Consider the following 15,926-nt stretch of genomic DNA (forward strand, 5'->3'; position numbering starts at 1 on the left):
GCTAACAGCTGACTAAATAGCTGTTAGCGGGATTCTAGTTTTGCATTTGCGGAACATGTGGCCCGCGTAAATGCTTACATGTACAATTAACCAAAAATCGAACTGAATACATCCATTAAGCTATACAGCCCTAGGAATGTACAGATTATTGTGACAATTACACCTAAAATATTAGCAAGTGGACCATTTTTATGTTCACCAAGGAACTTTTTGTTATTCATAATGAGTAATAACATAATCGTAATAACAGGTAATAAGATACCATTCAATGCTTGGGCAAATAATAGAACAGACATAGGATTTATCTTTAACGCAGAGAATAAAATCCCGATGACAATAATGATTGTAAATACGATTTTGAAGCGCTTGTCCTTCATGCCGTCTTTCCAACCTAGTACATTACTTACCGTAACCGCAGCACCTAATGGGGAAGCAAGAGCGGAAGAAAAACCAGCCGCAAATAAACCAATACTAATAAATACTTTTGCCCAATCACCTAAAAGGGGCTCTAATTGTAATGACATTTCTGCTGCACTTGATACTTCTACACCATGAATTAACGTACCAGCTGTAATTAAAATCGCCGCTGTAATTAAGCCACCAATCCCAATCGAAATAATAATATCCCATCTCGATTCCTTTAAATGCTCTGGCTTATTCCATCTTTCTTGAACGGAAGAAGAATGTAAAAACAAGTTATAAGGAACGATAGTTGTCCCGATTAACGCAATCACTGTAAGGATAGAGCCAGATGGTACACTTGGGATAAATGCACCGCTAAATACTGCACCTAAGTCTGGTTTCGCAACAATCGCTGTTGTAAAGAAGGTAGCACTCATGACGATAACTAAACCGATCATGACTTTTTCGATTAATTTATAGCTACCAGATAAACCTAATAGTAAAATAACAACCCCAAACATCGGACCTAACACATTCGTTGGAATGTTTGTTAATGTATGAATCCCTAACGAGGTCCCAATTAAGTCACCGGCAATATAGGCAGCACAACCTACCGAAATCGCCATTAATACAAGCCAGACGGAACCGAATCGTAAGATTTTGTTATCAAATTGCTCTCGTACAGCATCACCTAATGTTTTGCGTGAAATAATCCCAAGACGTGCTGACATTTCTTGTAAGACAATCGTTGCAATAATCGAAAATACCACTGTCCATAAAATCGCATAACCGTAAGATGCACCAGCTTTAGTCGCTGTTGTCACCGTTCCGGGTCCAATAAAGGAAGCGGTAATAATCGCTCCCGGACCAATTACTTTCAATTTATCAGCAAGACTTTTCTTCTTTGTTTGTTCTTTTGTCTGTTCCATGTTCACAGTCATAAATAGCCCCCTTGTCTCTTTTAAAAACATCCCCTAAATTGATTAACTATTCTTTATCACATCTAAATAATTGTAGATTGTTTGCTTTGAAACATGTAAAATATCACTTACTTTATCGACCGCGCCGTGAATGAGGAAAATCCCTTTATCGTCTAAAATTTGCACGAAGCGAATTTTATCTTGTCTTGACATTTTTTCAACAGGTACATGTACCTCTAACAAAGAACTTTGAATAATTTGTTCAAAGATTTCTTCTACGTTATTTGCGTAGGACTCATTCATTTCGTCATTTGCTAGTCCAGGCTTAGCCCCAATAAAATCGTCTAATACATTTTGAATATATTTAAATGCTGTCATATCATAATTGATACCAATGTAACCGATTACATCATTGTCTTCATTTCGGATAAACATCGTGGACGTTTTAATATGCTGGTTACTTTTCGTTTTAATCGTGTAACCCAGCATATCTTGAATGTCATTACCAGATTTTCTTAATTCCTTTAAAACAACATCTGTTACAGGTGCCCCGAGCGAGCGGTTTGTGACAGTGCCATTAATATAAATTAAGGATGATTGAACATCTGCTAAATCATGAATAACGACCTCACATTGTGGCCCGAAAGTATGAACAATCATGTCGGCCATTTGAAAATAGTTTTCTAAAATTTTTCGATTTGTTTGTTTCTTATCCAAAATATTGACCCCCAGTTTAGAAAATAGTTACAGGATAGTGCTGAAATAATTTTTCCATCACAATCATACTTTTAACGCTATTCCCATTTTCGTCAAGTGGTGGGCTAAAAATTCCCAATCCTAATCCATCAACAAATAACGGATGACTTTTCGGAGAAGCCGGGATAATCCCTAAAATGCCTCCGGAGACGCCACTTTTTGCTGGAATCCCAATCGTTGTGGCAAACTTGCCAGAACCGTTATACATGCCTGATGTGTACATTAAAATTTTCGTCAATCGCGCTACTTCAATCGGAAATACTTGCGCACGTTTTTCAAGGTCGTAGCCGTCCGTTGAGAGGAGGCAACCAAATTTCGCTAAATCCCCGACAGTTAACTCCATTGAACAAAGTTTCGTATACGCTTTCAAAATTTCATCGACGTCCCCTGAAAGGATTTGCTTTTCTTTTAAAAAGTGCACCATCGCTTTGTTGCGATCCGCTGTTTCCCACTCGGATACAAATACGTCTTGATTGATCTTTAGCCGTTTCCCGATAACAGAAGTTAAAAAATCTAAGACAAAATTCACTTTGTCCTCTGCGGTATTTCCCGGCAACAATGAGACAACCGTGATCGCACCTGCGTTAATCCAAGGGTTAAATGGTTTTTTTGCATCGGATAATTCAAAACGTAGCAATGAATTAAAGCTATCGCCCGTTGGCTCGACATCTACTTTGGACAGTACACCCTCAATACCAATGGCTGTACAAGCAGCAATAAATGAAAATACTTTACTAATACTTTGCACAGTGAATGCATAATTCGTTTCGCCAATATTTAATGCATGACCCTGTGGGAAACACAGCGAGATTGCCATAATCTCTGGGTTTTGTTTGGAAAGCGCGGGAATATAATTCGCGCACTTTCCAATGGATTGACCTTTATACTCATTCGTTAATTGGATAAGAAACTGTTCAAGACCTTTGATCATAGCCCTTTTTTATAGTCGATATGACCAGCTAATGCATACAGTACGATCGTTGATGCTAAGTGTGCAGAACGGTTGCTAGGGTCTTGTTGTGGATAAACTTCTACAAAGTCCATACCGATGATCCCTTGTTTCCCAAATTCGTTCACTAACGTTAATAGTTCATAAGATGTTAAGCCGTTTCCGTCTACTGGACCACCTGGATTGAATGCGTAGTCTAATACGTCACTACAAATACTTAAGTACACGCAATCTACATCTTTACTTGCTTGTGCATAAATCTCTTTTGCGAACGCTTCCAAATCGCCGTGTTTACGAATATCATTCATTGTGATTGTTACAGCGCCAGCAGCGACTGCGTTTTTCCCGCTTTGAGGGAAGTTACGTGGGCCGTGAATCCCTGTATGAATGATGCTTTCATTACGTACACCGTCTAATTCGTATAGACGCATGAATGGACTACAACGTGCATATTTATCTCCGTTATGTGAAGGTAAATTATCATAGTGTGTATCTAAGTGGATAATCCCCACTTTTTTCCCTGTATTGACTAATCCTTTGATGATCGGGAACGTAATCCCATGATCGCCACCTAATCCAATAAGGAATTTTTCTTTTTTCCACAGTGCTTCTGTAAACTTTTCAATTCGGTGCATTGTTTCATCTACATCTGCTGGTACGACATCGATGTCACCAATGTCTCCTAATTTAATACTCTCAAATACATCTACGTGATTTAATTCAGGTAAATAGCCGCTATAGCGACCTGAACATAAGCGCATTACTTTCGGTCCTAACTCACAGCCCGTATAATCTCCCCAAGTTACTGCACCTTCCCAAGGAACACCGTAAACGATTGCGTCTACTTCCGCTGTATTTTCTGCTTTAAGTAAATTTGTTGCATTTAAAAAGCAAGGTGTGTTGCCGTATAAGTTGTCCATTCCAATGTACCCCCTGTTTTGAATTGTTAAAAAGTTTGGAATTAATTTAAAAGATAATTTTATTTTTAAAAAAAGTCAAATACTTTTTTAAAAAAAATAAAATTAATCAACAGTAATTAATTGTTCGACGATGGCGATAAACTCGCTGAGCCTTGTATTTAAAGCAATGTTTTTCTTTGTGACAATCCCTAACGTTCGCATATATTTTTCTTCGAAAGGAATGCAAGAAATGGATAACGGGATATTGTAAAGTAATAATTTAGGCATAATGGTAATGCCTACACCTTGCTCCACCATGGCTAAAAGGGCATGGTCTAAATCAGATTCATACATAATTGTTGGGTGTAAATGATTTGAATAAATTAAAGAATTGACATTGCGATCAATGGATTTTTTAGGCAGTACCCATTGTTCATTTTTTAATTGAGTGAGTCGAATCGACGGTTGATTTCCTAATGGATGGGACGTAGGTAAAATACATAGCAGTTCATCATCTTGAATTTTTTTAAAATCAAAATTGCTTTTACTCGGTTGAATACTAAAAGCTAAATCAATCGTCTCGTCTAACACCCAATCTTCTAATTGATCATAATTACTTTGATAAACTTGTAATGCGACGTCAGGGTAGTGTTCATGGAAATATTTTAAAATGGGCGGTAACCAATTCATTTCAATACTTGGCAAGACGCCAATTTTAATCGTGCCCCCCATTACATTTTTGATCGTACTTAACTCATTCGTTAACTGTTCCTGCCAATGCAAGATTTGCAAAATCGAGTGTAAGAGTTGTTGGCCGTCTGAAGTCAGCTTTACATAATTAGTATTTCGATGGAACAATAACAGTCCCCATTCTTTTTCTAAAGACTTGATCGCGTGACTCACTGCAGACTGTGTCATGTTTAATTTAATCGCTGTTTTAGAAAAACTTTTTGTTTCCACTAACACTTTAAAAATTTCGTATTGCACAATTGTCGCCATAATCTCCACCTACTTATGAATTTTACTCATATTCTATATGTTCATTATTCATTTGTGTAATGATTTCTCGTTTTTTATAATGGCGGTAAGTTAAAAACTCGTAATGAGCAAAAATGCATCCTAAAAATATCAGGTAAATAGTGAAAGATACTAAATGAAAGTGGCATCATAGCCTCCGCGCTTTGCCACAGCCTACACAGGAGCTAAAACAGGCGTGGCCTGTTTGGATCTCCTGTTCCTGCTCCTGACGCTACGCTTTCGTCGCAAAGAAAATCTTGGCTCCTGTGGCGATGGCGCGCTACGGCAAAAGTGAATACTTCTCAATGTGCTAGAAAAATATTTCTCTTCTTTAAAAGAAATCAATTTCTTTCTAGTTGCAAGTATAATTGCCCAGCCTCTACCGTAATGAATGAGAATCTTTCTTTATTTTTAGCAACTGATTATTGTATTCAACAATAGTTGCTTGTAGCGGAGGCACGAGACTCCTACGGGAAAAGCGAGACAATCAAGACCCCGCAGGAGTGAAGAATGAGCGACGAGGAGGCTTGATCTCGCCCGTGGAAAGCGAGTGCCGCAGCGGAAAGCTACGGTTACAAAAATGGTGATATATGTTCAAAAATTTGCTCGTTATAAGTTAAAAATAAAATTTCAAAGGAGTTACAAAAACATGACAGAGTTGGCAATGAAAAATTTATCGATGGATATGATTAGCGCTAAAATGTTTACGTGTTTAGACAAAGAAATTACCGGGAAATACGGGGAAGAGGGGAAAAAATATTTAGTTGAGGGCTTAACAAGATTTGGCTTAAAAGATGCGGAAGCAATGGCCAAAAAAGCAACGGCTGAAGGTGAAAATCATAATTTCTTCTATTATTTACCTAAACATATAGAAGGGGCAGAGCAATATGCCCATTTAACGGATTTTGCGAGATTCGCCAAAATGTTTGCGCAAATTGCAAAGGTTGTAGTGGATATACATGCGGATGAAGGAAAACAAGTCATTTCTGAAGCAGTGCGTAAATTTGGTGAGAGCCGCGGACAAGGGATTGCCCAACGTGCCCGTGCGAATGGGTTCGACAACGATGTTGATAATTACTTAAAGCATTACGATATGGGACGAAGTGATTTATTTCAATATGAATCGTATTTCACGTCCGATAACATCGAGCAAACGTTTTTCCACTGTCCACTAGGGCAACAGTGGGCGGATGATAATATGCATGAGTACGGCATTTTATATTGTCAGATGATTGATCCAGCAATTGCGGGTGGCTATAACGAAAAGTTTGAAGTGGAGCACGATCGGTATGTTTTAAAAGAAGGCGTATGCCATTTTAACTTTAAAATGAAAGAGTGATGAGCTTGATTCAACTAAATCGATTATTACATCATATTGAACAGTTGGGGATAATCGGGCAAATGCCAGACGGTGGGGTTAGCCGATTATCCTTTACAGATGCCGAACACGAAGCCAATCAATTTGTACAAATGTTAATGCAGCAAGCGGGGATGGAAACGTCCATTGATCCAATCGGCAATATCATTGGTACGTATTGTAAAGATCCCTCTACAAGCCATGAAGCCCCTATTATTATGGGTTCGCATATTGATACCGTGCCAAATGGTGGGAAATACGACGGTGCTTTAGGTGTATTAACGGCCATCGAAGTCATACACACTTTACATGAGCACGACATCACACCTGCAAGACCGATTCAAGTCATCGCGTTTAAAGATGAAGAGGGGGTCCGCTTTGGCGTGGGGATGCTTGGCAGTCGTGCAATCGCTGGCACATTGACGGCACCTATGTTAAAAGCCGTTGATGCACAAGGCATAACGGTCGCTCAAGCAATGGAAAATCAACATTTACAGCCTGCTAACATTCACTTGGCTAAAATCGACCCGATTTATGCGTATCTGGAGCTGCATATTGAACAAGGGCGTGTATTAGAAACGGAAAATATCCCGGTCGGTGTTGTGACAGGGATTGCGGGTCCACTTTGGTTGGAAGTAACGATTCATGGATTAGCTGAGCATGCCGGAGCCACGCCGATGCAACTGCGACAAGATGCTTTAGCGGGCGCTGCTGAAATGATGGTGGAAGTTGAGCGAATTGCAAATGAAATTGACGGAACAGTGGCAACAGTCGGGAAAATCACTATCGAAAATGCAGGCGTTAATGTCATTCCAGGTCAAGTCACATTCACCTGTGATCTCAGACATGTGATACAAGAAAGTCGAGATCTGGCAGAGCATGAAATCAAAAAAGCCATTTGTACGATTGCAACAAAACGCCATTTATATTCCTCCGTGAAAGAATTACAACGTGTTAAGCCCGTAACGACCGATGCGGCTATTATGAAAAGCATTCATCATGCTATCGAGAAGTGCGGTTACGATACGTTTTATTTAAGTAGTGGGGCAGGACACGATGCGATGCAATTCGCACATCATTGTCCAATCGGCATGATTTTTGTTCGCAGCAAAGACGGTGTGAGCCACAATCCATTAGAATATTCTTCGCCAGAAGACATTGAAGCCGGTGCACAAGTGTTATTGGAAACAATTTTAGCATTATAAAGTGGAGGATTATAATATGTTTGACATGACAGTAAATAGACTGAATTGTAACTCCGTAAAGTGGGATGTAACAGAGAAAGCGAGCAATCCAGACAAAGCATTATTACCGATGTGGATTGCCGATATGGATTTTAAAGTCGCCCGAGAAATCAAACAGGCGCTATTGAATGAAATCGAGCGGGGGGTATTCGGTTATACGTATATGCCTGAAAGTACAAAAGATGCCATTGTGAAGTGGGTGCTCAAAAGACATGGATGGTTGATTGATGAACAAACCATTTTGTTCCGGAAAGGGGTCATTCCTGCTATTGCGGATGTGATTCAGGCATTCACGCAAAAAGGAGACAGCGTATTAATTGCACCACCCGTGTATCCACCATTTCAACAACTGCCGGAGTTCAATCAAAGAAACGTGGTACATTGTCCATTAATAGAACAAAACGGGAACTATTCAATGGACTTTGCACTGCTTGAACAGCTATTAAAACAAGACGATGTGAAGTTATTTATTTTTTGTAATCCGCATAATCCGGTAGGGAAAGTTTGGACAGAAGCGGAGCTAAAGCAAATTTCAGCGCTATGTTATGAGCATCATGTGTTAATTTTATCCGATGAAATTCATGCGGATGTTATGCTTGGTGATGCACAGCATACGCCGATTGCGAAGGTGGCAACGGAGGAAGAACAAACGAATATTATTACGTGCATGGCGCCTACGAAAACATTCAATTTAGCAGGGCTACAAATTGCGTATATGATTGTGGTGGATCCGGAAAAACGACAGCAACTGAATAGACAATATGAAGCGAGTGGATATGGGGACTTAAACTGTTTCGCAGCCGTCACGATGCAAACTGCCTATAATGAATGTGCTTATTGGGTAGAGGAAATGCTTCAATATATTTCGGCGAATATGGATTATGTGATCCGAGAATTAAAGGTAATTCCGAAAGTAAAGGTATATAAACCAGATGCCACCTATTTACTATGGATCGATTATCGTGCGCTAAATATTTCTGAACAACAAATGATGAACAGCTTAGTAGAAGTGGGCGGCTTAGTGTTAGATCCAGGCACGAAATATGGTGTAGCAGGGGACGGGTTTATTCGGTTAAATGTTGCATACCCGATGTCGACTATAAAAGAGGCAGTGGAAAGACTACTCGAAACATTCACAACGCTGGACCAAAATACGCCTTAAGACTGAAATTGAGCAAAGTTTATACTCTGTTGCGTAGCATTCTGTTACAATACTATACGAGGATATGAACTCTCGTATTTCACAACGGAGGAACGATAACAATGAAAATTTTACTCGTTGACGGCACAATTTTCGGCAAGAAAACAGGTGCTTTATTGCAACAAGTTAAACAATATATCGCAGAATATAATGCGGATTTACAATTAGAAATTCTTTCTTTTAGCGAGTTAAAGCATCAGATTTTAGATGGTAGCCCGCTAAATGATGATATGAAAATGATGATTCAAAAATTTGAAGAAGCAGATGGTTACGTATTTGCTTCACCTATTTTCCAAGCATCCATTCCAGGCGTGCTAAAAAATGCATTCGATATGATTCCACCGAAAGCACTACGCTACAAGCCAGCTGCAATCGTTGGAAATGGTGGCACATACCAGCACCATTTAGTATTAGAAAACCAGCTGAAGCCAATTCTTGATTACTTCCGTTGCTTAGTAACGCCAAACTATGTGTACACACATGCCGATCATTTCGATGCAGACAATCGCATCATTGACGAAGACGTACATGCACGTTTACGTGAATTAGCACGCGTGTTCGTACAATACTGCGAAATGAGCAAAGCACTCACAAAAGAACCTGTTGACGCAAAATAAGTACTCGATACCCCACCGAAATCATCATATTCGGTGGGTTTTTCTCATTTGATGAAGATTCTTTTTGAAAAGTATTGACGAAGAAAAAAACTTTATATATTATGTATATAAACTTAGTAGGGATTAAATAATAACAGTAGCTCACTAGACAACTAGAGGCTTTTTATCGTGAAAACGGTAAAGGGTCTCTTTTTTTATTTTCGTTATATTTTAGGGAATGGGAGTGGTAACGATGAAAGTGTTCATTCGAGTTTTAGAAGTTTTAGCTGCTTTAAGTATTGTTGTGACGGTGCTTGGTGCATGTGATGAAAAGAGAGAGACAGCTCGTGAGGACCGTGGGATTCATGAGCAGAGCGAGTAAAAAGAGACGTTTTAATTGAATGCTGCGTATGAATTTCGTTAAATAGGAGGGGGAATATTCAACAGAAGCTAGGAGATGAACGTATAAATGAAGAAAATGGTTGTGGCATTAGTTGCTACGGGGCTACTATTAACCGCTTGTCAGGATACAGATGAAAAAAACAACGAGGTGGCGGAGGAAAATACACAGACGCTACAAATCAGTGAAGAACAGCCAGCTCAAAACGTGTCAAACGTATCCAATGATACAAATGATGAACAATGGGCTTCATTGCCTGAATATCACGTGGTTATGGAACAAATCGGCACGAAGGATTACAACGTTGAAACGTTAACAGATAACGAAGAAAAACGCATACTTCTCATTCGCGATAAAGCGGGCGAACTGCAATATAAAACGATATTGATCAAACACACACAGCGCCTAAAAATCATTGAAATGGGCGAGGACGGACAAATTTTCAATGATATCTTACCTGAAAAATAATTGAGTTAAATGCTGCTAAAAAAGAATCCTATAAGGAATGAAGCCTTATAGGATTCTCTATAGGAACAGGTCGTTATTTTGTAACCCCTTCTGACTTTAGCGCAAACGTAACCCAAATAAATACCGCAAAGCTAATTAATAATGTAGTACCCCCTGCGATAAAGAAGATGAGCGTAAAGACTTCACTCAAGTTAAATGGGTTAACATAGTAAAATAACATACCAATTGTTAAGCCAATTGAGCCAAGTACGGCAGTCCAGCCGTGTACACTGACCAATTTCTTCGAACGTACTTCAAACACGCGGTAAAATAGTCCCCAAGCAAAGATCGAAAGCCAACCAACGACAAGAATATGAGCATGAATAGCACGTAATTGGTAATTGCCAGACCCTGACATATCAGAACCGATCACAGCCCCGATGAGCCCAAAAATAGCGGCTAAACGGATTAGACGAATACTCCATTTTTTCTCCATATAAAAAACCCCTCCATATTTTTTACGATATAGAGAGTATAAATCCGCTATCTAAACTGTATCTGAACTTTTTGTCCCTCACATTCCAGTCGCATGTGAAACCGAAGCATCATGCAGATCGAACGTTAAAATAAAGGTAGTTCCTTTTTCTTTCTCACTTTTCACCTCAACTGTGCCATTGTGCAGTTCCACCACTTGCTTGACGATGACTAAACCGAGCCCTGTCCCTGGTGTTGTACGGGATTGTTCACCTCGGAAAAATGGCTCGAAAATATGCGGCAATTGCGTGGCGTCAATCCCGTCTCCCTCATCTTGTATGTAGAGTGTGATTTTCTCGTTTTGACATGTACCAGTCATCGTAATTTCGCTCCCGGCATCGCTATATTTGATCGCATTATCCAATACATTTTCGATTGCATGCGTTAAAAATGGCGTACTGCCCATCATCGGCATAGGTGCAAGCTCCAACCAAACGGTGATTTGCTTTTTTTGTAGCGACCACTGACGCTCCTGTACGACCTGTTTCACGACTTCATCCAGTAGGAGGCGCTCTTTTTGCTCGACAAGCTTCGTCGCACTTTGCCAAAGGAGAAGCTGTTTCGTTAAACGTGAAAGTCGTTCGCTTTCTGCCTCGATAATTTGTCCGTATTCCACTATTTGCTTATCGCCCTCCTCATGTTTTTGAATGAGCGAGGCATATCCAGCGATATTTTGTAGGGGAGTTTGAAAATCATGTGAGACATTGCGGATAAAGTCTTTCCTAATTTCCCGTTGTTTTTTTAATTCTTCCGTCATATCATTGAAATTTCGCGCCAGTTCACCGATTTCATCTTGACGAGTTAGCTCTACATAAGCGTCAAAGTTTTCGGTTGCCACTTGTTGCGTTGCACGAGTCAGTCGTTGAATCGGCTTAATTAAATACCACGCAGCGAAAATCATCGCCAAAATACTGAGGAGTGGAACGATGGTGATGATGGCCCCGACAATAAAATGCACTTCGTTAAATAATAGTGGAATATCCAATCGTACGAACATGGCATATGTGTTTCCTTCATATTGGAAGGGTAGACCGACTGTGTTTTTTAAGTCATTCGCAAAAAAGCCGGTAATAAATAATTGTCTCGGGTATTCTTTAATGCCGTGATACGTTTCACCGTCCAAGACGCGTTCAATGACAGCTGGAGGGAGTTCGCGTAGGCGATATTGTCCACCATAAAAGGTCCCGTGCAGATCGGTATCGACTAAATAAATTTGATAGCCAATTTGTCCGAGGTGCTGCATGTAGGTTTCAAGTGAATCGGGTGATTCATGTTCAATATAATCGACAATATGTGTCACGAGTTCGACGTACTTGGCGTCATTTTGTCCTTTAATGACTTGATGATACAGCGCATTGGTCATTAAAAAGCCGATGACCGAGCTCATGATCATAATGACAATTGTAAAAAGAGTAAATTTGCTATAGAGTGTTTTCATGTTCGACCTCAATTTGATAGCCAACGTTACGTACCGTTTTGATGGCTACCGTACTTTTTAGACGAGCGAGCTTATCACGTAGTCTTTTAATATGCGTATTGAGCGTGTCATCACTTACGAAATCACCCCACACCTGCTCCATTAAATAAGGGCGCTCAAACACACGGTTGCGTCCACATAAAATAGCTAATAACTCAAATTCCTTATTCGGTAGCACGATGGATATGGACCCTTTTGTCACTTCATATTGGTCACGATTTAACACTAAATCCCCGCATTCTATTTTATTTTGTGTCAGCTTGTCGTATCGACGTAAAATTGCTTGAACTCGGAATAGCAGCTCCTCAGGCTCGAATGGTTTGACGATATAGTCATCCGCCCCTGCTGTAAATCCAGCCCGTTTATCATCCAGCTGTGCACGTGCCGTTAAGAGTAAGACCGGTATTTCCCAATCTTCTTTTAGTATTTTGGTTAACGCCAAGCCATCTACGAGTGGCATCATCACATCAACAACCGCAATATCGACCGTTTCATCCATGATGTCTAACGCTTCTTGTCCATTTTTCGCGATAGTTGTATCGTAATGCCATTGCTGAAAGTGCGTAGCGAGTAATTTTAGTATGGAGACATCATCATCGACTAATAAAATTTTCCTCAAATCATCCACATCCTTTTTGCCAACTCAATTGTTATGGATTATGACATGAAAAAAGAGAGGTCGCAAGGAGGGGGCCTCTTTTAGATAAGGCTATGTTTCACCTATTAATGTGAAATTTTCGCTGTGATCGTTCCATTCGATATTTATAAATAATTCATCTTCTACACGGGTAGTAGGGCTATTAGCACCTAATAATTTATTTACATATACGCCTTCTTTGTTTAAAGTAGCATCCGCCGTACTAACATCGATTCCGCCTTCAACAGCGTAATGAAAGGTGTCGATTTCCTCTAGATGATTGCCTGTGTAACGAAGGTGAATTTCGTATGTTTCTTCACCATTCGTTTGATGGATCATGACTTTAGCAGACCAATTGTCCCCGGCACCACTGAACGCTAGGTCATGCGTCTTCATTTGGCATGCACATAATAAGAGCAATAAAATGAGTGGTAAACAGATTTTTTTCACACAATTCCTCCAATCATTCATTGTCAAAGTACTGAACGAAAATTATGGAAAATAGTTCCTGTTGATATATCTAAAATAGGGGCTTGGCTATTTTCACTAAATAAAGAAAAGAAAATATTTTCAGAAAAATGTTGACTTTTAAAAAATGATTGATTAAACTTTCTTTCAAGAGAACAGTTAAGCCTCGATTGGAAATAGTAAAAAGGCTGCGTACTTTTAGAGAGCCGGTGGTTGGTGCAAACCGGTAGACGCGAATTTTGAACTCGTCCATGAGCTACTCCCTGAACTTATGCAGTAAGGGACGTCGGTTGCCTCCGTTAACGGGCTAGACAGTGATAGCTGTCGATAAGGGGAATGTATGCAGTAATGCGCATTCAATTAGAGTGGTACCGCGAGAACAATCTCGTCTCTATGAAATTTGTTTTTCATATGAGGCGGGATTTTTTTATTGAGCTTTTTTCGTGCGAGCGTTCTCGAACAAATCAAATTGAAAAGGAGTTTTGACAATGAGTAGAAAAATTTGGGTTTTTGATACAACTTTACGCGATGGTGAGCAAGTACCGGGAGCAAAATTAAATTTATATGAAAAAGTGGAAATTGCCCAACAACTCAAAAAGTTAGGTGTCGATATTATCGAAGCAGGCTTTCCAGCTTCTTCTCAAGGCGATTTTAATGCGGTAAAGGCAGTCGCTGAAAAAGTCGGCAACACGTCAGATATTATGATTACCGCATTAGCTCGCGCAGTAAAAGCAGACATTGATTCTGTATATAATGCGGTCAAATATGCAGAAAATCCGATGATTCATATGGTGCTTGGTACATCAGACATTCATGTGGAAAAGAAATTTAACAAATCAAAGGATCAAATTTTACAAATCGGTGTAGATGCCGTCAAATATGCAAAAACACTTTTACCGCAAGTGCAATATTCAACGGAAGATGCGTCGCGCTCGGACTTTGAATATTTATGGAAGACGGTTGAAGCTGTCATGAAGGCTGGTGCAACGATGATTAACGTACCGGACACAGTGGGTTATGCCGAGCCGGAACAATGGGGCGAAATGATTGCGAAGCTGAACTATCGCATGAAAAACGTCGACCCTTCCGTTCTGTTATCTGTCCATTGCCATAACGATTTAGGGATGGCGACAGCGAATACATTAGCAGCCGTTAAAAATGGGGCAGATAAAGTGGAATGTACGATTAACGGTATCGGAGAACGTGCTGGAAACGCAGCACTAGAAGAAGTCGTGATGGCTATTCAGACGCGCGGCGATGTGTATGATGTATTTACTAACATTAATACGAAGGAAATTATGAACACATCTCGCTTAGTGTCCAGCTTTATGGGGCTTGATGTGCAAGTGAATAAAGCGATTACGGGCGACAACGCCTTTGCACACTCTTCTGGTATTCACCAAGATGGTTTACTAAAATCGCGTGATGCATATGAAATTGTGCGTCCAGAAGATGTAGGGTTAGAGGATATGGAGCTTGTATTAACAGCCCGTTCTGGTCGTCATGCGGTGAAAAATTCGTTAGAGAATTTAGGCTTCAATAACTTTACAGAGGAAGAATTCGAGGGCATTTTTGAAGACTTCCTAAAATTAGCCGACTCGAAAAAGGAAGTATACAATCATGATTTATATGTGATTGTAGAAAGCTATTACGAAAAAACAGATAAAAACAATCCGTATAAAGAAAGTTACGCGGATCAATTTTATGATATCGAAGATTTACAAATCATTTCTAACGCAACGTTCCCTTCTGCAAGTGTGAAAGTGCGAAAAGGAAATGAAGTGTATAAAGCAAGTGCCGTTGGTTCGGGTCCGGTTGATGCATTATACTCAGCGATTGCTACGATTACGGATATCGAAGTCAAACTAGTCGAATATAATATTAACTCTGTTTCGCGCGGCAAGGAAGCGATCGGAAAGGTTAAAATTATTGTGGAGCATGAAGGCGAAAAGTATATCGCGAAGGCAGCCGATACAGATATTTTAAAAGCTTCTGCACTTGCCTATATTAATGCGATTAATAGCGTGATCGCCGCGCAATTAAGCCCGCAGTCAAAAGATAAGGTCGCAACGGTGTAGTAATTATCCCCTCTGTTCAAGCATAGCAGAGGGGATTTTTATGCCTAAAATTAAGGAGATGGAATAATGGAAAAAGATACGGCATACATTCGATTTACACTTGTAGCAGATGAATGGCCTGTCGATGAATTTACACAAAAAATCGGCATTCAACCGACCGAAAGTTATAAATTAGGGGATAAATATATGAGAGGCTACTATGAGAGAGCGCGATTTGAAACGGTATGGGAACTTAAAACAGAAAGGATGAAAATTAATTATGAAATAGGGGAGGATAAAGCGTTTTTCGAAAAGATTATGAACCAGTTAAGACCTCATATCGAGTTGATTAACGAATACAAGCATCAATATAAGCTGACGCCATTATTTTTTGCTCATTATTCATTTTATTGGGCACAAACACCTGGTATGCGTATAGAGCCGGAAGTAATTGAATTTGCCCATCAAATTGGTGCATACATTGATGTGTATATTGATAAGGACCCAGAATCTTATGACGAGGAAGTGGAGATTCCTTAAGAAACATTTTTGTATGATTGCTCGT

17 protein-coding genes and 1 other annotated feature are annotated in these 15,926 nt (G+C 39.8%); of the genes, 8 read left to right on the plus strand and 9 right to left on the minus strand.

Translation table 11 applies throughout. The features are described from left to right. Nucleotides 1-86: 86 nt before the first annotated feature. The 5 genes from ACQQ2I_RS02255 to ACQQ2I_RS02275 all read right to left on the minus strand — a co-directional run bounded on the left by ACQQ2I_RS02255 (nucleotide 87) and on the right by ACQQ2I_RS02275 (nucleotide 4,925). Nucleotides 87-1,343 carry an Nramp family divalent metal transporter gene (locus ACQQ2I_RS02255; RefSeq protein WP_431028938.1) on the minus strand — a complete coding sequence of 419 codons (1,257 nt, stop codon included), beginning with the start codon at nucleotides 1,341-1,343 and terminating at the stop codon, nucleotides 87-89. 42 nt (nucleotides 1,344-1,385) lie between these two features. Beyond that, a complete protein-coding gene (locus ACQQ2I_RS02260) occupies nucleotides 1,386-2,039 on the minus strand; it encodes a helix-turn-helix transcriptional regulator (RefSeq protein WP_431028940.1) in 654 nt (217 codons plus the stop codon). A gap of 16 nt (nucleotides 2,040-2,055) precedes the next feature. Beyond that, a complete protein-coding gene (glsA, locus tag ACQQ2I_RS02265; protein ID WP_431028941.1) occupies nucleotides 2,056-3,009 on the minus strand; it encodes a glutaminase A in 954 nt (317 codons plus the stop codon). Continuing rightward, nucleotides 3,006-3,947, minus strand: a complete 942-nt coding sequence (locus ACQQ2I_RS02270) for an agmatinase family protein (RefSeq protein WP_431028942.1) — start codon at nucleotides 3,945-3,947, stop codon at nucleotides 3,006-3,008. The genes glsA and ACQQ2I_RS02270 overlap by 4 nt, the downstream gene beginning before the upstream one ends. A gap of 102 nt (nucleotides 3,948-4,049) precedes the next feature. Further along, nucleotides 4,050-4,925 (minus strand): LysR family transcriptional regulator, encoded by an 876-nt coding sequence (locus ACQQ2I_RS02275; protein WP_431028943.1) that lies wholly within the window; start codon nucleotides 4,923-4,925, stop codon nucleotides 4,050-4,052. Between the two features lie 667 nt (nucleotides 4,926-5,592). Here ACQQ2I_RS02275 and ACQQ2I_RS02280 point away from each other — a divergent pair. The 6 genes from ACQQ2I_RS02280 to ACQQ2I_RS02305 all read left to right on the plus strand — a co-directional run bounded on the left by ACQQ2I_RS02280 (nucleotide 5,593) and on the right by ACQQ2I_RS02305 (nucleotide 10,209). After that, a complete protein-coding gene (locus ACQQ2I_RS02280) occupies nucleotides 5,593-6,282 on the plus strand; it encodes an L-2-amino-thiazoline-4-carboxylic acid hydrolase (protein WP_431028944.1) in 690 nt (229 codons plus the stop codon). Continuing rightward, a complete protein-coding gene (locus ACQQ2I_RS02285) occupies nucleotides 6,282-7,505 on the plus strand; it encodes a Zn-dependent hydrolase (protein WP_431028945.1) in 1,224 nt (407 codons plus the stop codon). Before ACQQ2I_RS02280 ends, ACQQ2I_RS02285 begins: the two co-directional genes overlap by 1 nt. A gap of 16 nt (nucleotides 7,506-7,521) precedes the next feature. Beyond that, on the plus strand, nucleotides 7,522-8,706 hold the full coding sequence (locus ACQQ2I_RS02290) for a MalY/PatB family protein (protein WP_431028946.1): 1,185 nt from the start codon (nucleotides 7,522-7,524) through the stop codon (nucleotides 8,704-8,706). A gap of 101 nt (nucleotides 8,707-8,807) precedes the next feature. Further along, complete coding sequence (locus ACQQ2I_RS02295) at nucleotides 8,808-9,362, plus strand: NADPH-dependent FMN reductase (protein ID WP_431028947.1); 555 nt, start codon at nucleotides 8,808-8,810, stop codon at nucleotides 9,360-9,362. Nucleotides 9,363-9,594: 232 nt separating this feature from the next. Next, nucleotides 9,595-9,723, plus strand: a complete 129-nt coding sequence (locus tag ACQQ2I_RS02300; protein WP_431028948.1) for a hypothetical protein — start codon at nucleotides 9,595-9,597, stop codon at nucleotides 9,721-9,723. Nucleotides 9,724-9,810: 87 nt separating this feature from the next. Further along, the gene (locus ACQQ2I_RS02305) at nucleotides 9,811-10,209 is read left to right on the plus strand and encodes a hypothetical protein (protein ID WP_431028949.1); all 399 of its coding nucleotides are present in this window, start codon (nucleotides 9,811-9,813) and stop codon (nucleotides 10,207-10,209) included. 73 nt (nucleotides 10,210-10,282) lie between these two features. Here ACQQ2I_RS02305 and ACQQ2I_RS02310 read toward each other — a convergent pair whose 3' ends face one another. The 4 genes from ACQQ2I_RS02310 to ACQQ2I_RS02325 all read right to left on the minus strand — a co-directional run bounded on the left by ACQQ2I_RS02310 (nucleotide 10,283) and on the right by ACQQ2I_RS02325 (nucleotide 13,286). After that, a complete protein-coding gene (locus ACQQ2I_RS02310; RefSeq protein ID WP_431028950.1) occupies nucleotides 10,283-10,684 on the minus strand; it encodes a hypothetical protein in 402 nt (133 codons plus the stop codon). Nucleotides 10,685-10,762: 78 nt separating this feature from the next. After that, complete coding sequence (locus tag ACQQ2I_RS02315; protein WP_431028951.1) at nucleotides 10,763-12,160, minus strand: ATP-binding protein; 1,398 nt, start codon at nucleotides 12,158-12,160, stop codon at nucleotides 10,763-10,765. Then, entirely contained in the window at nucleotides 12,144-12,818 is a 675-nt protein-coding gene (locus ACQQ2I_RS02320) for a response regulator transcription factor (RefSeq protein WP_431028952.1), read from the minus strand. The genes ACQQ2I_RS02315 and ACQQ2I_RS02320 overlap by 17 nt, the downstream gene beginning before the upstream one ends. A gap of 90 nt (nucleotides 12,819-12,908) precedes the next feature. Further along, entirely contained in the window at nucleotides 12,909-13,286 is a 378-nt protein-coding gene (locus ACQQ2I_RS02325) for a hypothetical protein (RefSeq protein ID WP_431028953.1), read from the minus strand. A 175-nt stretch (nucleotides 13,287-13,461) separates the two neighbouring features. Then, nucleotides 13,462-13,700: a binding site (T-box leader), on the plus strand. Between the two features lie 92 nt (nucleotides 13,701-13,792). On the opposite strand from ACQQ2I_RS02325, the gene ACQQ2I_RS02330 reads away from it, so the two are divergent. Together ACQQ2I_RS02330 and ACQQ2I_RS02335 are read left to right on the plus strand one after the other, a co-directional pair. After that, the gene (locus ACQQ2I_RS02330; RefSeq protein WP_431028954.1) at nucleotides 13,793-15,382 is read left to right on the plus strand and encodes a 2-isopropylmalate synthase; all 1,590 of its coding nucleotides are present in this window, start codon (nucleotides 13,793-13,795) and stop codon (nucleotides 15,380-15,382) included. Between the two features lie 66 nt (nucleotides 15,383-15,448). Further along, nucleotides 15,449-15,901, plus strand: coding sequence for a DUF4279 domain-containing protein (locus ACQQ2I_RS02335; RefSeq protein WP_431028955.1), 453 nt, complete (start codon nucleotides 15,449-15,451; stop codon nucleotides 15,899-15,901). The last annotated feature ends 25 nt before the right edge of the window (nucleotides 15,902-15,926 follow it).

This window comes from Lysinibacillus sp. LZ02, assembly GCF_050613145.1.
GTDB lineage: Bacteria > Bacillota > Bacilli > Bacillales_A > Planococcaceae > Lysinibacillus_B.